Origin of the sequence: Sphingobium vermicomposti (assembly GCF_011762025.1) — a bacterium.
Classification (GTDB): domain Bacteria; phylum Pseudomonadota; class Alphaproteobacteria; order Sphingomonadales; family Sphingomonadaceae; genus Sphingobium; species Sphingobium vermicomposti.
Genome location: NZ_JAASQR010000002.1, coordinates 862,651 through 881,232 on the forward strand (window position 1 = coordinate 862,651; position 18,582 = coordinate 881,232).

17 protein-coding genes and 1 tRNA gene are annotated in these 18,582 nt (G+C 62.0%); 8 read left to right on the forward strand and 10 right to left on the reverse strand.

The annotated features are described in order from the left end of the window. Window positions 1-66: 66 nt before the first annotated feature. Both FHS54_RS09050 and FHS54_RS09055 read left to right on the forward strand, forming a co-directional pair. Window positions 67-1,371 carry a sensor histidine kinase gene (locus FHS54_RS09050; RefSeq protein WP_167303625.1) on the forward strand — a complete coding sequence of 435 codons (1,305 nt, stop codon included), beginning with the start codon at window positions 67-69 and terminating at the stop codon, window positions 1,369-1,371. After that, the gene (locus FHS54_RS09055; protein WP_167303447.1) at window positions 1,371-1,724 is read left to right on the forward strand and encodes a YbaN family protein; all 354 of its coding nucleotides are present in this window, start codon (window positions 1,371-1,373) and stop codon (window positions 1,722-1,724) included. Before FHS54_RS09050 ends, FHS54_RS09055 begins: the two co-directional genes overlap by 1 nt. A 31-nt stretch (window positions 1,725-1,755) precedes the next feature. Here FHS54_RS09055 and FHS54_RS09060 read toward each other — a convergent pair whose 3' ends face one another. Then, on the reverse strand, window positions 1,756-2,979 hold the full coding sequence (locus FHS54_RS09060) for a polyhydroxyalkanoate depolymerase (RefSeq protein ID WP_167303448.1): 1,224 nt from the start codon (window positions 2,977-2,979) through the stop codon (window positions 1,756-1,758). A 115-nt stretch (window positions 2,980-3,094) separates the two neighbouring features. On the opposite strand from FHS54_RS09060, the gene FHS54_RS09065 reads away from it, so the two are divergent. Beyond that, the gene (locus FHS54_RS09065; RefSeq protein WP_167303449.1) at window positions 3,095-3,751 is read left to right on the forward strand and encodes a glutathione S-transferase; all 657 of its coding nucleotides are present in this window, start codon (window positions 3,095-3,097) and stop codon (window positions 3,749-3,751) included. Window positions 3,752-3,783: 32 nt separating this feature from the next. Here the strand turns inward: FHS54_RS09065 and FHS54_RS09070 are convergent, their stop codons facing one another. From FHS54_RS09070 to FHS54_RS09095, 5 genes are all read right to left on the reverse strand, one after another. Beyond that, entirely contained in the window at window positions 3,784-4,485 is a 702-nt protein-coding gene (locus tag FHS54_RS09070; protein WP_167303450.1) for a glutamine amidotransferase, read from the reverse strand. Between the two features lie 73 nt (window positions 4,486-4,558). Beyond that, window positions 4,559-4,819 (reverse strand): CBU_0592 family membrane protein, encoded by a 261-nt coding sequence (locus tag FHS54_RS09075; protein WP_167303451.1) that lies wholly within the window; start codon window positions 4,817-4,819, stop codon window positions 4,559-4,561. Window positions 4,820-4,976: 157 nt separating this feature from the next. Then, window positions 4,977-7,646 (reverse strand): aconitate hydratase AcnA, encoded by a 2,670-nt coding sequence (gene acnA, locus FHS54_RS09080; protein ID WP_167303452.1) that lies wholly within the window; start codon window positions 7,644-7,646, stop codon window positions 4,977-4,979. Between the two features lie 683 nt (window positions 7,647-8,329). After that, on the reverse strand, window positions 8,330-8,533 hold the full coding sequence (locus tag FHS54_RS09090) for a DUF5818 domain-containing protein (RefSeq protein ID WP_167303454.1): 204 nt from the start codon (window positions 8,531-8,533) through the stop codon (window positions 8,330-8,332). Between the two features lie 7 nt (window positions 8,534-8,540). Further along, on the reverse strand, window positions 8,541-8,726 hold the full coding sequence (locus FHS54_RS09095) for a DUF1328 domain-containing protein (RefSeq protein WP_167303455.1): 186 nt from the start codon (window positions 8,724-8,726) through the stop codon (window positions 8,541-8,543). Between the two features lie 195 nt (window positions 8,727-8,921). On the opposite strand from FHS54_RS09095, the gene dapB reads away from it, so the two are divergent. The 4 genes from dapB to FHS54_RS09115 all read left to right on the forward strand — a co-directional run bounded on the left by dapB (window position 8,922) and on the right by FHS54_RS09115 (window position 11,019). Then, complete coding sequence (gene dapB, locus FHS54_RS09100; protein WP_167303456.1) at window positions 8,922-9,686, forward strand: 4-hydroxy-tetrahydrodipicolinate reductase; 765 nt, start codon at window positions 8,922-8,924, stop codon at window positions 9,684-9,686. Window positions 9,687-9,694: 8 nt separating this feature from the next. Continuing rightward, the gene (gene nth / locus FHS54_RS09105) at window positions 9,695-10,372 is read left to right on the forward strand and encodes an endonuclease III (RefSeq protein WP_167303457.1); all 678 of its coding nucleotides are present in this window, start codon (window positions 9,695-9,697) and stop codon (window positions 10,370-10,372) included. Between the two features lie 104 nt (window positions 10,373-10,476). Beyond that, window positions 10,477-10,869 carry a hypothetical protein gene (locus FHS54_RS09110; protein WP_167303458.1) on the forward strand — a complete coding sequence of 131 codons (393 nt, stop codon included), beginning with the start codon at window positions 10,477-10,479 and terminating at the stop codon, window positions 10,867-10,869. A 73-nt stretch (window positions 10,870-10,942) separates the two neighbouring features. Then, window positions 10,943-11,019, forward strand: a tRNA-Arg gene (locus FHS54_RS09115). A 118-nt stretch (window positions 11,020-11,137) separates the two neighbouring features. On the opposite strand, the gene FHS54_RS09120 is transcribed toward FHS54_RS09115, so the two are convergent. The 4 genes from FHS54_RS09120 to FHS54_RS09135 all read right to left on the reverse strand — a co-directional run bounded on the left by FHS54_RS09120 (window position 11,138) and on the right by FHS54_RS09135 (window position 17,865). Then, the gene (locus FHS54_RS09120) at window positions 11,138-11,869 is read right to left on the reverse strand and encodes a hypothetical protein (RefSeq protein ID WP_167303459.1); all 732 of its coding nucleotides are present in this window, start codon (window positions 11,867-11,869) and stop codon (window positions 11,138-11,140) included. Between the two features lie 242 nt (window positions 11,870-12,111). After that, entirely contained in the window at window positions 12,112-13,551 is a 1,440-nt protein-coding gene (locus FHS54_RS09125; protein ID WP_167303460.1) for an efflux transporter outer membrane subunit, read from the reverse strand. Window positions 13,552-13,556: 5 nt separating this feature from the next. Further along, window positions 13,557-16,712, reverse strand: a complete 3,156-nt coding sequence (locus tag FHS54_RS09130) for an efflux RND transporter permease subunit (RefSeq protein ID WP_167303461.1) — start codon at window positions 16,710-16,712, stop codon at window positions 13,557-13,559. A gap of 4 nt (window positions 16,713-16,716) precedes the next feature. Then, on the reverse strand, window positions 16,717-17,865 hold the full coding sequence (locus tag FHS54_RS09135) for an efflux RND transporter periplasmic adaptor subunit (protein WP_167303462.1): 1,149 nt from the start codon (window positions 17,863-17,865) through the stop codon (window positions 16,717-16,719). Between the two features lie 113 nt (window positions 17,866-17,978). Here FHS54_RS09135 and FHS54_RS09140 point away from each other — a divergent pair, with 113 nt between their 5' ends. After that, window positions 17,979-18,566, forward strand: a complete 588-nt coding sequence (locus tag FHS54_RS09140) for a TetR/AcrR family transcriptional regulator (protein ID WP_167303463.1) — start codon at window positions 17,979-17,981, stop codon at window positions 18,564-18,566. The last annotated feature ends 16 nt before the right edge of the window (window positions 18,567-18,582 follow it).

Consider the following 18,582-nt stretch of genomic DNA (forward strand, 5'->3'; position numbering starts at 1 on the left):
TCGCCGGGGCTATTCAAGTTGACTGATCAGCCCCCCGTCCTTTCGACCGGATCGCTCAGCCGCCGCATGATCGGCATCGCGGCGCTGTGGATCAGCCTGCTGCTGCTGGGCGGCGGGCTGGCGCTCGACCGGGTGCTGTCGGATGCGGTGACGCGCAATTTCGACGATGGCCTGAACTATGTGCTGACGGCGATGATCGCATCGGCGGAAATCGGGCCGGACGGCGAAGTTCTGTTCAACCGCCCGCTCGCCGACCAGCGGTTCCTGGAACCCAATAGCGGCCTTTATTATCAGATCAGCGCCAAGGGCCATAAGGATTGGCGGTCGCGGTCATTGTGGGACCGTGCGCTGAAATCCCCCGCCGACCATCAGGACCGCAATTTCCACGTCTATGACAGCAAACAGTTTCCGGGCGAGGATCTGCGCGTCATGGAACGGACCATCATCCTGCCGGGGTCCAACACCCGCTGGATGTTCATGGTCGCCGCCGCCCGCGCGGGATTGGACGACCAGATCAAGACATTGCGGTCCACCCTGTTCCAGAGCTTTGCGCTGCTGGCGCTGGGGCTGATCGCCCTTACGACGCTGCAGACGCTTTACGGGCTGCGTCCCCTGCGCCGGGTGCGCAAGGAGATCGTGCGGATGCGCGCGGGAGAGAAGAGCCGCGTCACCGAGCCGATGCCCAGTGAAGTGCTGCCCATGGTCGAGGAGCTGAACGCCCTGCTTGCCCATAATGAGACCCAGGCCGAAGAAGCGCGCACCCATGCCGGCAATCTGGCCCATGCGCTGAAAACGCCGCTGACGGTCATCATGAATGCGGCCACGGCGCAGGCCCCGGACCTGGGCGACACAGTCATTAGGGAAGCGACGACGATGCGGCGCCAGGTGGACCATCACCTTGCCCGCGCCCGCGCAGTTGGCAGGCGCGGCGCGGCGCAAAGCCGGGCGGAAGTGTGGTCCAGCCTGCAGGCGGTGGAGCGAGCGGTTCGGCGGCTCTATCCCGACGCCCGCATCGACATGGATGGCGACAAGACAGTCGAGGCGCGGGCCGAACGGCAGGACCTGGACGAAATGCTGGGCAATCTGGTGGAAAACGCGGCCAAATATGGCGGCGGCAGCGTGTTCGCCACCGTGTCGCGCAATGGCCCGATGGTCGAGATATTGGTCGAGGATGATGGCGCGGGCATTCCCGAAGCGGAGCGGACGCGCATTTTCGACCGAGGCGTGCGGCTGGATTCGGGTAAGCCCGGCACGGGACTGGGCCTGGCCATCGTGCGTGACGTCGCGGAAATCTATGGCGGATCGGTGACGATGGAGGAAAGCGAGGATCTGGGCGGGCTGCTCGTGCGGCTGCGGCTGCCCGCAGCCTGATGCGTCGGACGCTTTATCTCGCCTGCGGATTCCTGGCGCTTGGTTTGGGCGCGGTCGGCGTTCTCCTACCGCTGTTGCCGACCGTACCGTTTGTGATCCTGGCCGCCTTCTGCTTTGCGCGGTCCAGCCCGGCCCTGGAGGCGCGGCTGTTAGAGCATCGGCATTTCGGGGTGCATATTCGCCGGTGGCGCGAACGCGGGGCGATCAGTCGGCGGGGGAAGCAGGCGGCGCTGGTCGCCTTTGCCGCAAGTGCGGCAATCGGCCTGATCCTGGCTCCCCTGCCCTGGTCGCTGATCCCGATGGCCGTCGCGCTGATCGGGGGAAGCTGGATTTGGACCCGACCGGAGGCGTAGGCCAACCGTTGAAGCGAACGGCTCTCCGACGTCAGTTCATCGCCAGGATCATGTTGCGCACCTGGGGGAATACTTCCTTTTCCCACTTGCGACCCGAAAACACACCATAATGGCCTGCGCCGATCTGAAGATGGTGCCGTTTGAGATGAGGGCGCAGCCCGGTGCAGAGCGCGTGCGCAGCGGCGGTCTGGCCCACGGCGCAGACATCGTCCTTTTCACCTTCCACCGTCAGCAGCGCGGTTGAACGGATCGCGCCGGGATTGACCGGACGACCGCGATGCGTGAGTTCGCCCTTTGCCAGCAAAGTGCGCTGAAACACCCGGTCCACGGTTTCCAGGTAAAATTCCGACGTCATGTCGAGGACCGCGAAATATTCCTGGTAGAAGCTTTTGATCTTGTCAGCCTCCACATCCTTTCCGTCGGCCAGAAGCTGGTAAAGTTCACGATGCTGCGCGCCGTGGCGTTCCAGGTTCATCGACATGAAGGCGGAAAGCTGGAGAAAGCCGGGATAGACCCGTCGCCCGCCGCCAGCGTAGCGCATGGGCACGGTGGTGATGAGGTTTTTTTCAAACCATTCGATCGGCTTTTCATTGGAAAGGTCGTTGACCGCCGTCGGTGCAGCGCGCGGATCGATGGGACCGCCCATCAACGTCATGGAGCGCGGCGTGGCGGCGTCGCCATCTTCGGCCATCAGCGCGACGGCGGCAAAGGCGGGGACGCAGGGCTGGCACACGGAGAAGAGATGCGCGCCCGGCCCCATTTCCTGCAAGAAGGTGATCACATAATCGATGTAATCGTCGAAGCCGAATGGCCCCGCCGACAGCGGCACATCCCGCGCATTTTTCCAGTCGGTGATATAGACGTCATGGTCGGACAGCAGCGTCCTGACGGTCGCGCGCAGCAGGGTGGAAAAATGCCCCGACATGGGGGCGACCAGCAGAACCCTGGGCTGCGCAGTATCGACATCATCCTTGGCGAAATGCAGCAAATTGCCGAAGGGCAGGTCCAGCAGCACCTCTTCACGGACGGAAACAACCGCATTGCCGGTGCGCACCTGATCAATGCCGTAGGCGGGTCGCTTGTGGGTCAACCGCGCGCCCTGAAATATATCCATCAGGGCGAACATGCGGCGCTGCAGCGGCCATTCCCCCACCGGGCCCATGCTGTCGCGCATGGAAAGGGCAAGTCGGGCACCCAGCCGAGCGGGTGCGAGCATATCTTCCAGCGCTTGGTAGCCGCTATATAACATCACCATAATAACGATTACGCCCCGCAATGTTCCCGACAGATAGTTCTTGTACAAAGCTTATGTTATTTTTCCACATTGCAGTGCATCATCATGCAAGGAAATTGCAAAGGGGAAGATCGCCATGCCGGTTGCTGAACTGACTATTTCCAGCAAGACCTACTCATCATGGTCGCTGCGCGGCTGGCTGTTGTGCCGCCTTGCCGGGCTTGACGTAGCGGAAAAGATGGTGGCGCTGGAAAATTTGGAGGCACGGGCAGAGCTGCTGTTGCTGACGCCGTCCGTCCTGGTGCCGCGCCTGACCCATGAAGGGGCGAGTGTGTGGGACACTCTGGCGATCGCGGAATATCTGCATGAGCTTTATCCTGATGCGGGCATGTATCCCAAAAACCGAATCGCGCGGGCGCATTGCCGGTCGGTGTCGGGGGAAATCCATTCGGGATTCGCGAATCTGCGGTCGGCGCTGCCCATGAACCTGAAGGTGCGGCATGACAGGTTCCCGATCTTTTCCGGGGCGAAACCCGATATCGAGCGGGTGGACACGATCTGGAACGAATGCCTGGATGCTTATGATGGCCCCTGGCTGTTCGGGGAAAAGCCGAATGTGGCCGATGCCATGTTCGCGCCCGTGGCCCAGCGTTTCCTGACCTATGCGGTGCCTCTGTCCGCAAAATCGGCCGCCTATTGCGACACGATCAATAGCTGGGGCCTGATGCGCGAATGGATCGAAGACGCGCGCCGGGAAGCGGATGAAATGGAGGAGCTGGACGTCGAGTTCTAAGGCCTGGGGAATTTTGAAGCCTTGGGAGGGTGTCAGTCGCGCAGTTGCGCCAGCCAGTCGCCGATCATCGCACGGCCCGCAGCGACTGCGCCCGGCCCATGTTCGTCATGGTCACGCCGCAGCGCTACGCCGCATTGCCTGGCGATGTCGAGATCGGCCCAGAAATGGGTCAGCCAGTCCTCAAAGCGCGGGTCATCACCCATTTCGGCGTGAAATTGCAGCGCCAGCAGGTTGTGGCCCCGGCGGAAGGCCTGATGGGCATAAGCATCCGTCGATGCGAGCAATTCGACACCGCCCGGCAGATCGAACGTATCGCTATGCCAATGCAGGACCGGCACATCCTTTAGATGTCGCAAAGGCGAATCGGCAGCTGCGCCGTTCAGCGTGATGGGCGCAAAGCCCAGCTCCATGCTTGGCCCCGGATAGACACGCCCACCGAGCGCCGCTGCGATCATCTGGCTGCCCAGGCACACGCCCAGGGTTGGCAGATCCTGATCGAGCCGGGCAGCGAGCTTGTCGATCTGCACCGGGATCCAGGGATGGATGTCATGTTCGTAAACGCCCATCGGGCCGCCCATCATGATCAACAGGTCGGGGGTGCAAAGATCGACATGGGCAAAATCGGGGCTGGCGACGTCAACCCGCTCAATCTCATAGCCGGCGGCCTCGATCGGCTGGAGATAGCCTGCCGCTCCTTCTCGCGGTACGTGACGGACGATGAGTGCTTTTTTCATTGCGGGGCCTGGGTAGCCAGGGGACGGTCCTGCCGCCAGAGGTGCCTTTCTTGGGCCAACGATACTCCTCCTATCAACCTTTTACCGTCCTGCGCCGCCATATGCGCCACAGCGCCGTAAAGCCGATCGCGCCCCAGACGATGTTCAGCACCATCGATGGGATTGCCCCATGCCACCAGGTGTTCAGCACGAAAAAGGTCGCACCCAGGGCGTTCATCCACTGGAACAGCGCCGAACCGCCCGACAGCCGACCAGTCGTGACGAGGAGATACGCGCCCAGCACCAGCGAAGCGCCGAGCCAGCCGACGATTTCGACAAAGAGTGTGACTGTCAAATTGCCCCTGCCCCGCTTCGTCGTCCCGAACTTTGGTTCAGGATATTGTGAGGCAGGATCGGGGCTGAAACAAGATCGGCCCGATCGCTGCATAAAAGAAAAGAGGGCCTCCCCACCGGGGAAGCCCTCCTTTTAATTCAGCCGGTGAGGCAGGCGATCAGGCGGCCAGCTTGCGCAGGACGTACTGAAGAATGCCACCGTTCATGAAATATTCGAGCTCGTTGATCGTGTCGATCCGGCAGAGCGCGGTGAAGGTGAAGGTCGAACCATCGGCCCGCTTCACGATCACGTCGACGTCCTGACGGGGCTTGAGGCCCGCAACATTCTGGATGGTGAAGGTTTCATCGCCCGTGAAGCCGTGCGTGTCCTTGCTCTCGCCATTTTTGAACTGCAGCGGCAGCACGCCCATGCCGACCAGGTTCGAACGGTGAATACGTTCGAAGCTTTCGACGATGACCGAGCGGACGCCCAGCAGGTTGGTGCCCTTCGCCGCCCAGTCGCGCGACGATCCGGTGCCATATTCCTTGCCGCCGATGACGACCAGCAAGGTGCCGTCCGCCTTGTGCTTCATCGCCGCATCATAGATCGGCATGACTTCGCCTTCATAGCGGGTCATGCCGCCTTCGACGCCGTCCAGCATCAGGTTCTTGATGCGGATGTTGGCGAAGGTGCCGCGCATCATGACTTCATGATGGCCACGGCGCGCGCCATAGCTGTTGAAGTCGGCCTGGGCGACCTGATGATCGCTCAGCCACTTGCCTGCGGGGCTGCTGGCCTTGATCGAACCGGCGGGCGAGATGTGGTCGGTGGTGATCGAATCGCCAAAGATCGCCAGCGGCTTGGCCTCGACAATGTCGTGGACCGGTGCCGGGGTCATGCTCAGCCCTTCGAAATAGGGCGGGTTGGCGACATAGGTCGAACCGGCGCGCCAGCTGTAGGTGTCCGAACCGGTGACGTCGATCGCCTGCCAGTGGGCGTCGCCCTTGTAGACATTGGCGTAGCGTGCCTGGAACATCGCGCGGTCCATGCAGCCGGCCATGGTGGTGGCGACTTCGTCATTGGTCGGCCAGATGTCCTTGAGATACACATCGTTACCCGCCGTGCTGACGCCGATCGGGGTGGTGATGAAGTCCTCAATCACCGTGCCCTTGAGCGCATAGGCGACGACCAGCGGCGGCGAGGCAAGGAAGTTGGCGCGCACGTCGGGCGACACGCGGCCTTCGAAGTTGCGGTTGCCGGAGATCACGGCGGCGGCGACGAGGCCGTTTTCGTTGATCGCCTTGCTGATCGGTTCGGCCAGCGGGCCGGAGTTGCCGATGCAGGTGGTGCAGCCATAGCCGACCAGGTTGAAGCCGACCGCATCCAGATGCTCCTGAAGGCCAGCCTTGGCGAAATAATCGGTCACCACCTGGCTACCGGGTGCAAGCGATGTCTTGACCCAAGGCTTGGGCTTGAGGCCCAGTTCGTTCGCCTTCTTCGCCACCAGGCCAGCGGCGACCATGACGCCGGGGTTCGACGTGTTAGTGCAGCTGGTGATCGCGGCGATGGTGACGTCGCCGTCGCCAATGTCGAAATCCTTGCCCTCGACAGGAACGCGCTGCTGCGCCTTCTTGTAGACGTTCGCCAGGTCGGTGTTGAACACGTCATCGACTTCGGGCAGCGAGACGCGGTCCTGCGGGCGCTTGGGTCCTGCAAGGCTGGGGACGACGGTGGCGAGGTCCAGTTCCAGCGTGTCGGTGAAGACCGGGTCGAGCGCGGGGTCGATCCAGAAGCCCTGTTCCTTGGCATAGGCTTCGACCAACGCGATATTGTCTTCGGTACGGCCGGTCAGGCGCATATAGTCCAGCGTCTTGTCGTCGATGCCGAAGAAGCCGCAGGTAGCGCCATATTCCGGCGCCATGTTGGCGAGCGTCGCACGGTCGGCGAGGCTCAGCGAAGCGAGGCCGGGGCCGAAATATTCGACGAAGCGGCCCACCACGCCCTTGGCGCGCAGCATCTGGGTGCAGGTGAGCACCAGATCGGTGGCGGTGACGCCTTCCTTCATCGTGCCGATCAGCTTGAAACCGACGACTTCGGGGATGAGCATGGAAACGGGCTGACCCAGCATCGCGGCTTCCGCCTCGATACCGCCGACGCCCCAGCCGAGCACGCCCAGGCCGTTGATCATCGTGGTGTGGCTGTCGGTGCCAACGCAGGTGTCGGGATAGGCGACGGTGACGCCGTCAGGGCCTTCGCTGGACCAGACCGCCTGCGCGATGTTCTCCAGGTTCACCTGATGGCAGATGCCGGTGCCGGGGGGCACGGCGTAGAAGTTGGCCAGCGACTTGCTGCCCCATTTCAGGAAGTCGTAGCGTTCCATGTTACGCTGATATTCGATTTCCACATTCTGTTCGAACGCCTTGGGCGTGCCGAATTCGTCAACCATGACCGAATGGTCGATGACGAGGTGAACGGGAACCTGCGGATTGATCTTCGCAGCGTCGGCACCCAGCGCGTTCATCGCGTCGCGCATCGCGGCGAGGTCGACCACGCAGGGAACGCCGGTGAAGTCCTGAAGCAGCACGCGCGCGGGGCGATACTGGATTTCCCGCTCGGCCTTGCCCCGGTCATTCTGCCAATCGACAATCGCCTTTACGTCTTCGGTCGTGACGGTCACGCCGTCTTCGAAACGGAGCAGGTTTTCCAGCAGCACCTTCATCGAGAAGGGCAGACGGCTGACGTCGCCAAGCTTCGCGGCGGCCTTTTTCAGCGAATAATAGGCAATGTCCTTGCCGCCGACCTTCAATGTGTCGCGCGTGCCGAGTGTGTCCTGTCCGATGGCGGTCATGAGTCGTGCGTCTCCTCGCAGTGCCCGGCCAAGGGGCTAGGAGGATAACGACATTCCGCCAAAAGCTTGCCCCGCGTGTCAAAGACGGCCGGGAAGATGGCGGGATGCGCCCCAACCGATGGCCGAAGCGGGTATGTCCCTTGATGGGCGTCGCCATAGCGCCTGTCGTCGGCAAGTCAATGCAGAGGCGCGAAATGGTACGGATGGCGAATCTTTCCTGTGGACGCGCCAATTGCACAGGGGATACATTGGCAGTTGGCCGCGTTCTGTTTCATGGAGCCGCTGAGTGAAAACAAATGGTCGCACGCTCTGGCTTTTGTCGTTGCATCAATGCTGACGTGAATATCCTCGTCAAAATGGTGCCGAAAATAAATGTCTGAGGAGGAAGACGATGCGCCCAGTATCAACCTTCGCCGCCGGAAAGTCATTCGACCCGGCCTCCAGAGGTTATATTATTCATTATCATCCCGGAGAAGCCAACCATTGCCCCAGTTGCGGGCGGAGCCAGTGGATGGTCGGTCGGTTGATGGCTGAATGCGCCTATTGCGCCACCGCCCTGCCCCTGGAGAACAACCGAGGCGTGGGCGCATGCGCGCGCGTCGTTCGGAGCCATACATCGGTTCCGTTGATAGATCAGATGCGGCCTATCACTGCCTGAACGGCTCAGCTGCCGCCCGGAGAGATCAGGCGGCGGCTACGCCTTCCACTTCGACAATGTCGTCGCCGGCATAATAGCCCTGCACGCGCACCCGTTTTTCGACATGATCTACGGGCACGCGCAGCAGCACCAAGCGGAACGTGCCGCCCAGATCGCGCTGGAGCAGGAAGCCCGATCCATCGCGGATCAACCTGCCCGTTTCATCTACTCCAGCGCCAATCTGTGTCATATGGTCCTTAGTCTATCGCGTTCTTGATCCCCTTGCCAGCCAGCAGGCCGAGCACCAGGAAGAGAGCGAAGAGCGCGATGGCGATGAAGAACAGGATCTTTGCGATCCCGACAAACGTGCCCGCTGCGCCGCCAAATCCCAGAATGGCGAGAACGGCGGCTATCACGAGCGAAATAATGGCCAGGCGAATCATCACATTATCCTTTGTTGCGGAGTCATGATGATCGAACGACCGGTGGACGGGGCAGTTCCATGGCCCTGATGGCGACTGCCAAGCCATTCCACAAGGTGCTGGCAAATCCTGGCCAGCCCGATGCAGCTTGCAGATGACAAAGCAGGGCCGCTCTGGCATCGGGCAGTCACGATAATCACGGGCGGCGACGAATATATGACGAAGATTGGCATTTTCGGTGCGGCGGGCCGCATGGGCCGGGCGATCGCGCAGGTGGCGTTGGAAGCCGGGCTGGAGATTAGCGGCGGGACGGACCGTCCCGACAGCGGCGATCTGTTGCCGGGCATCGCCATCACGTCCGATCCGCTGGAGCTGGCAAAGCGCAGTGACGTGCTGATCGACTTTTCCGTGCCTGCCGCGCTGTCCCGGCATCTGGACGCCTGCGTCGCGGCTGGCAAGCCGGTGCTGGTCGGCACCACCGGGCTGGAAGCTGACCATCATAGCCTGATCGACACGGCAGCAGGATCGATCGCCGTTTTGCAGACGGGGAATACTTCGTTGGGCGTCAATATTCTGGCCGCTCTGGTGGAACAGGCGGCGGCCCGCCTGGGCGACGATTGGGACATAGAAATTGTCGAGATGCATCATCGGCACAAGGTGGATGCCCCTTCCGGCACGGCGCTGCTGTTGGGCGAGGCGGCGGCGCGCGGGCGTCAGATTTCCCTTGCCGACCATAGTGATCGCGGTCGCGACGGCATCACCGGCGCGCGTGTCCAGGGAAGCATAGGTTTCGCGGCGCTGCGCGGGGGATCGGTGGCGGGCGATCATCAGGTGATCCTGGCCAGCGAAGGCGAGCGGATCGAACTGGGCCACCGGGCCGAAAGCCGGGTCATCTTTGCGCGCGGCGCTGTCAGGGGAGCGAGCTGGCTGTTGGGCCAGCCGGCGGGGCGTTACGACATGAAGGGCGTGCTGGGCCTTTAAGCCGTCAGATGAACCGGGACCATATCTTCGATTTTTTCAGCCGCCTGGCCGAAGCCAATCCAGCTCCCCGGACGGAGTTGGAATATGGCAACGACTATCAGTTGCTGGTGGCGGTCGTGCTGTCCGCCCAGTCGACCGACATCGGCGTCAACAAGGCCACCCGCGCGCTGTTTCGTGAGGTGGAAACCCCGGCCCAGATGGTTGCGCTGGGCGAAGACGGGCTGAAGGCGCATATCAAGACGATCGGCCTGTTCAACGCCAAGGCGAAAAATGTGATCGCTTTGTCGGAAATATTGGTGAGCGATTTCGACGGGCAAGTGCCGGAGGACCGCGATCTGCTGACCACCCTGCCCGGCGTCGGGCGCAAGACGGCCAATGTCGTGATGAACACCGCGTTCGGGCATGAAACCTTTGCGGTCGATACGCATATCTTTCGCATCGGCAACCGTACCGGCCTGGCACCGGGGAAAACGCCGCTCGCCGTCGAACAGAAGCTGGAAAAGCGCGTGCCGGGGCCGTTCCGGCGTGACGCGCATCACTGGCTGATCCTGCATGGCCGCTATGTCTGCAAGGCGCGCCGCCCCGAATGCTGGCGCTGCGTCGTGGCGGACCTTTGCCGCTACAAGCCCAAGACGCCTGCTCCTGCCCAAAAAGCCAGCGCCACGGCGGCTGCTTCCGCCGGGTGAAGGCTTTCCCATTATCGTGCGGTTCAGCCAGGCTATGCTAAACCGCTGATGTCGTGACGGCGTTGACTGACGTCGCGCCTTGGAAAATGTGAGGAGAGATACGCATGACCGCCCCCGTCTCCGCGCCCATTGCAGGCATTGCGCTCGCCTTGGCTATCGCCTGCGCCGCCGCGCCCGCCGCAGCCAAACCCAGGGCCGACAATCTCATCCCGTCCGGCAAAGCCGTAAGCTGCGTGAGTTTGCAGTCCATCCGCAGTACGGAGGTTCGCGACGACCGGACCATCGATTTCATCATGAACGGCAACAAGGTCTATCGGAACAGGATGGAGCATAGCTGCCCCGGCCTGGGTTCGGAACGGCGATTCCTGTACAAGACCAGCCTGTCGCAGCTATGTTCGGTGGACATCATCACGGTGCTATACAACGCGCCCAATCTGAGCCCCGGTGCCAGTTGCGGCCTGGGCATGTTCCAGCCGATGGTGAAGGCCCCGAAATAGAAGATGCGTGTCGCGATTTGGTGCTGGCGCCAAAGGATATGCTTTGCTAAGCGGCGCTTCGCACCAGCGACATGCACCCATAGCTCAGCTGGATAGAGCGTTGCCCTCCGAAGGCAAAGGCCAGTGGTTCGAATCCACTTGGGTGCACCATTTTTTGCTTGCCCTCACGCACCGGGCGGCGACATCCGTCATATTGGCGTTCTTCGTATCAGCTTGGGCGGCCACTTTAGGCCTTGCGAACCGCCGTCGGGTTCGAATTCGCTTCCTTTCAGGCGCGCCATTTCCGCATGGCGGGCGAACTGAAGATACCCCGCGTGATAGTCGGGTGTTCGGACTTATGACCCACACCCAGATCAGCCAGGCGAACGCATGTCAGCAGCAGGACCGACATGCTGACCAGCTCTCCACCATCTTCAATAAACCCGATGAGATTATCCGCCCTTGGCACGAACCTCATCATGACCTCGTGAAATGCATCTACGATGCTGCCAAACCCTCCCAGCAGCAGGATGGGCAGCAGCACGGAAATGATCTGAATTCGCCCTGGGCGTTGGGACAGCATGCATCCTATGGCAGCCATGACCACGGTGGCCGCCCCGACCATCATCGTGAACAGGGCCTGCCCGACATTGTCGTGAGCAGGCACAAGGACATCGCCCATATATTCGTGCAAACGCAGGGAATCATCCAGGCATAGATAAAATATTACCAGAGCCATGGGCATGATCTGGTAGAATTTTCGACTTACCGACAGATAGAATATCAGAAGAAATGATACGAACAGCTTCGCATATTCGAACCATTCGGACAGGCTCCTGTCCTTATCGACCCGAAACAGACGCTCATTTCCACCGATTACGCCATTTACTGCCGCGACATGCAGCAGAATGAAAAACAGGTCGGCCAAGAAAATGGCTAGCGCGAGCTTTGTGCCGAGCGCGTGCCAGATGATGGCTACCGCTTCCCCGATTTCGCGCGGAAAATCCCACCTCGCAACCATGCGCCTGACAAGGTTTCCCACCGAAAGCCCCTCCCGCCTGATATTGGGGGAGATAGAAATACGCGTGATCGGGTTTGAGCGGTCAGTGCCATGTCGGCTAAACCGACACTATTTCGAGGGTCTGCCGCATATCCGAATTTGAAGAGTGAAGCCAAAGCGTGGCTAAGGCGAAGTCCCGCCGCCCTGCACCGGATGCGACGGTCGGCCCTACCGTCGCTGCCCGGTTCATTGACGCCGGGACGCTATTTCAGGCCGCCGCCCATCGCGCGATAGAGTTCGATCATGTTGGCGGCACGGGCCAACCGGGTGGCGAGCATGCTCCGTTCGGCACTATACAAGGTGCGCTGGGCATCCAGCGTTGTCAGGAACGGATCAACGCCAGCGCGGAAGCGGGCTTCCGACAGGCGATAGCCGACGCGCGCGGCGTCTCTTAGCGAGCTTTGCGCTTCGAGTTGCGCGGTCATCGTGCCGCGACGGGCAAGAGCGTCGGCGACTTCGCGGAAGCCTGTCTGGACGCTCTTTTCATAAGTGGCGAGCATGGCGTCATAGGTCGCCCGGCTGTAACGCAAATTGCCCTGATTTTTGCCAAAGTCGAAGATTGGCAGCCTGACAGAAGGTGCCGCCGACCAATAGTCGCTGCCGGACGCGAACAGGTTGGACAGCCCGGCGCTCAAGGTCCCAAGGGCCGCAGTCAGGGAGATATTGGGGAAGAAGGCCGCCCTGGCCGCGCCGATGTCGGCATTGGCCGCGCGCAATTGATGTTCCGCCGCCAAAATGTCTGGCCGTTGCAGCAGGATGGATGAGGGCAGGTCCGTGGGAAGGTTTGCCAGCGTGACGTCTTCCTGCGGCATGGCGGACGGGAGATCGCCCGGTGCCACGGTCGATCCCGCGAGCAGGTTGAGGGCATTCTGGTCCTGCGCGACCAGCGTTGTCGCCTCCGCAATGTCGGCGCGCGCCTGATCATAGCTGGTCTGTGCCTGCCGCACCTCCAGTTCCGACGCGATCCCCTTGGCAAAGCGGGCGCGGGTCAATTCCAGCGTCTTGCCGAACGCGGCCTCCAGATCGCGGGCGATGCGCAGCCGTTCCTGGTTCGCGGCCATGGAAAGCCATGCGGATGCCGTTTCCGCGATCAAGGCGGCCTGCGCGGCGTTGCGGCTTTCGACGCGCGCGAAATATTGCTCCTGCGCTGCCTTGCTCAGGTTGCGGACGCGGCCGAACAGGTCGATCTCCCACGCGGAAATGCCGACCGAGGCGGAATAGATGTCGGTGCGGCCCGTCGCGCCCGCGCCAGCACCAGCTGCCCCGCCCGCACCCTGCTGAGCGAAGGGGAAATCCTGATAGGTCGCGCTGCCATTGGCCGCGATTGTCGGAAACAGATCGGATCGCTGAACGCGATATTGCGCCCGCGCCTGTTCCACATTGGCGACGGCGATGCGCAGGTCCCGGTTATGGACGAGCGCCTTTTCAATCACGCGCACCAGCCGCTGGTCGGTGAAAAAGTCTCTCCAGCCCGTGTCGGCTGGCTGAATGGCGGCCTGCCCGGTCGCACCGGCAGGGTAGGCTGGCCCCGACGGGCTTTCGACCGGCACGGGCAGCGCGGGCCGCACATATTTGGGTGCCATGTCGCAAGCGCCCAGAGCGAGGGCCAGCGCGGTTGCCGAGAAGATCCTGATCCTGTGCATCTGCCTCATGCCTCCTGCAATGCGGCGGCAGGGGCGCGCCGGTCGGACGCCTGCTCTTCGCCATGATGCTGGCGGAACAGACGTTTGACGACGGTGAAGAATATCGGGACGAAGAAGATGGCGAGCACGGTCGCCGACAGCATGCCGCCCACCACCGCAGAGCCGATGGCGCGCTGTCCCCCCGCCCCTGCGCCCTTGGCGAGCGCGAGCGGCAGAACGCCGAAGATGAAGGCAAAGCTGGTCATCAGGATGGGCCGCAGGCGCAGCTTGCCCGCTTCCAGAGCGGCGCGCGCTGGCGATAATCCTTCGCGCATTTTTTCTTCCGCGAACTCGACGATCAGGATCGCATTCTTGGCCGACACGCCGATTGTCGTGATCAGGCCGACCTGGAGGTAGATGTCGTTGTTAAGGCCCACCAGCGCAGCGGCGATAACCGCGCCCAGCACGCCCAATGGCACCACCAGCATCACCGCGATAGGGACCGACCAGCTTTCGTAGAGCGCGGCAAGGCAGAGGAACACGATCAGCATCGACAGCGCGTAAAGCGCAGGTGCCTGACCGCCTGAGGTCCTTTCCTCATAGGAAATGCCGTTCCATTCATAGCCAAGGCCCGGCGGCAGCTTTGCGGCATGCTCCTCCATCGCCTTCATCGCTTCGCCCGTGCTCACGCCGGGCGCGGGGGCACCCATGATCTGCATGGACGGGACGCCATTGAACCGTTCCAACTTGGCCGGGCCCTTTATCCATTCCGTCCCGGCGAAGGAGGATATTGGCGTCATGACCCCGGTCGCGCCACGCACATGCAGCGCACCAATGGAGTCAGGCGTCGACCGGAACGGCGCGTCCGCCTGAACATAGACCCGCTTCACCCGGTCACGGTCGATAAAGTCGTTGACGTAAGCGCCGCCCATGGCCGTCGCGATCGTATCGTTGACGTCGGCCTGCGCCACGCCGAACGCGCCGGCCGCGGCATGATCCACATTCAGTTTCAGCTGGGCGGTATCTTCCAGGCCATTGGGACGCACCTGCGCCAGCCGCTGATCCGCGCCCGCCATCCCCAGCAACTGGTTGCGCGCGGCCAGCAATTGATCATGGCCCAGATTGGCGCGGTCGACGAGCTGGAAGTCGAAACCGGACGCATTGCCGAGTTCAGAGACTGCGGGCGGAACGATGGCGATAGCCTGCCCCATGGGGAATTTGCTGAAGGCCGCATTGGCGCGCTGGGCAATGGCTTGCACACCGTTGTCCGCACCCTTGCGTTCTTCCCAATCCTTCATGCGGACGAAAGCGAGGCCGACATTCTGCCCCTGCCCCACCAGACCGAAGCCCGCGATGGTGAAGACGGCTGCGGCGTTTTTCTTTTCATCCTTCAGATAATGGTCACGCACCCGGTCGAGCGTCCGTTCGGTTTCATCGATGCCCGATCCAGAAGGCAGCGCCACCTGGTTGATCAAGCGGCCCTGATCCTCATTGGGCAGGAATCCGCCCGGCAGCCGCATGAAGATGACCGCCATGCCGATCGCGATCAGCCCATAGACCAGCATGGTCCGGGTCCGGCTTTTCTCCAGCTTTTTAACGGCGACGCCATAGCGCACCACATTTCGGTCGAACGTGCGGTTGAACCAGCCGAAAAAGCCTTTTTGATGGCCATGACCGTCGCGTTGCGGTTTCAGGATGGTTGCGCACAGCGCCGGGGTCAGGATCAACGCCACCAGCACCGACAGGATCATCGCGGACACGATGGTGATGGAAAATTGGCGGAAGATGACGCCCGTTGACCCGCCGAAGAAAGCCATGGGCAGGAACACCGCCGACAGGACAAGGCCGATGCCGATCAGCGCACCGCTGATTTCATCCATCGATTTCTTGGCCGCTTCCTTGGGCGACAGTCCTTCCTCCTGAATGATGCGTTCGACATTTTCCACGACGACGATCGCGTCATCGACCAGCAGCCCGATGGCCAGCACCATGCCGAACAGCGTCAATGTGTTGATGGTAAATCCCGCAGCATGCAGGATCGCCAGCGACCCTAGCAGGACGACGGGAACCGCGATTGTGGGGATAAGGGTGGCGCGCCAGTTCTGGAGGAACAGGAACATCACGACGAAGACCAGCAGCACCGCTTCGATCAGGGTGTGAAAAACCTGTTCGACCGACAATTTGACATAGGTCGAATTATCGACGGGAAAGTCATATTTCACCCAGGACGGGAAGCTGCCGGACAGTTCATCGACCCGCTTCTTCACGCCTTCGACGGTGTCGAGCGCGTTGGCTCCCGGTGCCAGCTTTATGCCGAAACCGGCGGCAGGATGGCCGTTGAAACGCGCGCGGAAACCGTAGCTGTCAGCGCCCAGTTCGACGCGGGCGACATCTTCCAGCATCACGGTCGAGCCATCCTGATTGCTGCGCAGGATGATCTTGCGGAACTGTTCCGGGGTGCTGAGGCGGGACTGCGCCGTGACGGTGGCGTTGAGCGCCTGCCCTTCGGGTGACGGCGTGCCGCCGATCTGTCCGGCCGAAACCTGGGCATTCTGCGCGCGGATTGCCGCCTTTACGTCGCCGGTCGTGACCTGCAGGTTCGCCATCTTATAGGGGTCGAGCCAGATGCGCATCGCGTAGGACGCGCCCAGCAGCTGGGTATCGCCAACGCCGTTCAACCGACTGATCGGGTCCTGCAGCGTGGAAGCGACAAAGTCACCCGCGTCATATTGATCATGGATGCCATCATCGGCGTAGACCGCCATGACCATCAGGAAGGCCGATGTCGATTTCGTGACCCGCAGCCCCTGCTGCTGCACTTCCTGAGGCAGCAACGGCGTCGCCTGCGCCAGCTTGTTCTGCACCTGCACCTGGGCGATGTCGGCGTCCGTTCCCTGTTCGAATGTCAGGGTGATGGTCAGAACGCCCGCTGAATCGCTGCTCGACGAAAAATAGCGAAGATTGTCGATGCCCTTGAGCTGCTGCTCAATGATCTGGGTCGTCGTGCTTTCCAGCGTTCGCGCATTCGCACCGGGATAGGCCGTGCTGATCGTAACCGTAGGCGGCGCGATTTCAGGGAATTGCGCGACCGGAAGCTGCCGGATCGCCAGAAGCCCGGCGAGCATGAGGACGACGGCCAGAACCCATGCAAAGATGGGCCTGTCGATGAAATAGCGCGCCATGATCTTACTGTGCCCCGCCCGATACCGGCTTTACCTGTTCGGGCGCACGCGGCGTGACGGCAGTGCCCGGTTTCAGGTTGGTCGGCCCTTCCACGATCAGGCGATCACCCGCCTTCAACCCCTGGGTCACGATCCACCTGTCGCCCATCGTCTGTTTGGCTTCAACCTGACGGATTTCAGCCTTGTTCTGGGCATTGACGACCATCGCTGTGGCGCGCCCGCGCGCATCGCGGCTGATGCCCTGCTGCGGCGCGAGGATGGCGTTGGTCTGCTGTCCCGCAACGACCCGCGCGCGAACATACATGCCCGGCATCAACAGCCCGTCAGGATTGGGGAAGGTCGCGCGCAGCGTGACCGCACCCGAACTGGGATCGACCGTCACCTCGGAAAATTGCAGCCGCCCTTCCAGCGCATAGGTGCTGCCGTTGGGCAGCAACAGCTGGACGCGTGCGCCATCCGCTTCGCTGACGCCGCCGTCGCGCAGAGCCTGCCTGAAATTGATGATGTCGGCCGCCGACTGAGTCACATCGACATAGACGCTGTCGATCCGCTGGATCGTGGCGAGCGCGTCCGCCTGCCCCGCCTGAACCAGCGCGCCGGGGGTGAACAGCGACCTGCCGATCCTGCCCGAAATGGGCGCGCGGATGCGGGTGAAGTTCTGGTTGACCTGTGCCGCCTGTACGGCAGCACGCTGGGCCGCGACATCGGCACGAGCCTGCTGGGCAGTGGCAAGGGCATTGTCCGCTTCCTGACGGCTGACCGCGTTGATGCCGACCAGATCCTGATAGCGCCTGGCCTGCAAGGACGTAGCGTTGATCGACGCCTGAGCGCGCGCCAGATTGCCGCGCGCCTGCGCCAAGGCAGCCTGATAGGGCGCGTCCTCAATTTCGTACAACATCTGTCCGGCCTTGACGTAGGCACCCTCCGCAAACAGGCGCTTGCGGATGATGCCACTGATCTGCGGGCGCACTTCAGCGATTTCGGCTGCGGCGATGCGGCCCGGAAGCTCGCTGATCAGCGGGGCCGATTCCACCTTGAGCGACACGACGCCCACCGATGGCGGCGGTGGCGCGGCAGGCGCGTCCTTGCCACACCCGCCAAGAGCAAGGCTGGAAGCACAGGCGAACAGTCCGACAATCAATCCCTTTGGCACCAGCCGATGCTCCGCTTTTTCTGATTGCGGAGTGAACGTTCATTCCGCTTGCCCATCAGGTAGGAAGATGGCAAGGGGAGTTCAAGGACAAAAAGAGACGAAGGAGCGGAATTTTGGTTGCAGCGCAGCATGAGCAGGGAGGCAAGGAGCGCATCCTGGCGACGGCACGCGGCCTGTTCAACCTTCGTGGCTTCCATCAGACGTCGATGGCCGAACTGGCCAGCAGCGCTCAGGTTTCCGTGGGCCAAATCTACCGGCTGTTCAAAAGCAAGGAAGACATTATCAGCGCCATCGTCGAGGTGGACTCTGGCGAGCGGCGAAACGAGATTGCCGCACTGCGCAATAGATTATGCACGGGCGAAATAGGGGTCGAGGAGGCGTTCGAGCACCTTTTCCAGGGCGCTCTCGCCGATCATGAAGAAGCTTTGTCGTTCGACATATTGGCCGAAGGATTTCGTAGCGAACCCGTGGGCGAAACCATAGCGGCACTGTGCGGCAATTTGCGGCCATGGCTGCGCGATTTTGCCTGCGCCGCCAATCCCGATCTGGGTGAAGACAGTCTGGGGGACGCCGAAGAGCTGATCCTGGCCTGTATGTTCGGCTTTGGCCATCGCAGCCTGGCGCGCCCGAAATTGAGCGCGGAGGCGACCGCCAAGGGGGCGGCCCGCATGATCGTCGCGGCGCTGCGCGGGATAGACTGACCGACACGCCCCGGCG

Coding starts and splice junctions, on each gene's coding strand:
- FHS54_RS09050 (WP_167303625.1), top strand. CDS start 67: ATGATCGGCATCGCGGCGCTGTGGATCAGCCTGCTGCTGCTGGGCGGC.
- FHS54_RS09055 (WP_167303447.1), top strand. CDS start 1,371: ATGCGTCGGACGCTTTATCTCGCCTGCGGATTCCTGGCGCTTGGTTTG.
- FHS54_RS09060 (WP_167303448.1), bottom strand. CDS start 2,979: ATGGTGATGTTATATAGCGGCTACCAAGCGCTGGAAGATATGCTCGCA.
- FHS54_RS09065 (WP_167303449.1), top strand. CDS start 3,095: ATGCCGGTTGCTGAACTGACTATTTCCAGCAAGACCTACTCATCATGG.
- FHS54_RS09070 (WP_167303450.1), bottom strand. CDS start 4,485: ATGAAAAAAGCACTCATCGTCCGTCACGTACCGCGAGAAGGAGCGGCA.
- acnA (WP_167303452.1), bottom strand. CDS start 7,646: ATGACCGCCATCGGACAGGACACACTCGGCACGCGCGACACATTGAAG.
- FHS54_RS09090 (WP_167303454.1), bottom strand. CDS start 8,533: ATGACACAGATTGGCGCTGGAGTAGATGAAACGGGCAGGTTGATCCGC.
- FHS54_RS09095 (WP_167303455.1), bottom strand. CDS start 8,726: ATGATTCGCCTGGCCATTATTTCGCTCGTGATAGCCGCCGTTCTCGCC.
- dapB (WP_167303456.1), top strand. CDS start 8,922: ATGACGAAGATTGGCATTTTCGGTGCGGCGGGCCGCATGGGCCGGGCG.
- nth (WP_167303457.1), top strand. CDS start 9,695: ATGAACCGGGACCATATCTTCGATTTTTTCAGCCGCCTGGCCGAAGCC.
- FHS54_RS09110 (WP_167303458.1), top strand. CDS start 10,477: ATGACCGCCCCCGTCTCCGCGCCCATTGCAGGCATTGCGCTCGCCTTG.
- FHS54_RS09120 (WP_167303459.1), bottom strand. CDS start 11,869: ATGGTTGCGAGGTGGGATTTTCCGCGCGAAATCGGGGAAGCGGTAGCC.
- FHS54_RS09125 (WP_167303460.1), bottom strand. CDS start 13,551: ATGCACAGGATCAGGATCTTCTCGGCAACCGCGCTGGCCCTCGCTCTG.
- FHS54_RS09130 (WP_167303461.1), bottom strand. CDS start 16,712: ATGGCGCGCTATTTCATCGACAGGCCCATCTTTGCATGGGTTCTGGCC.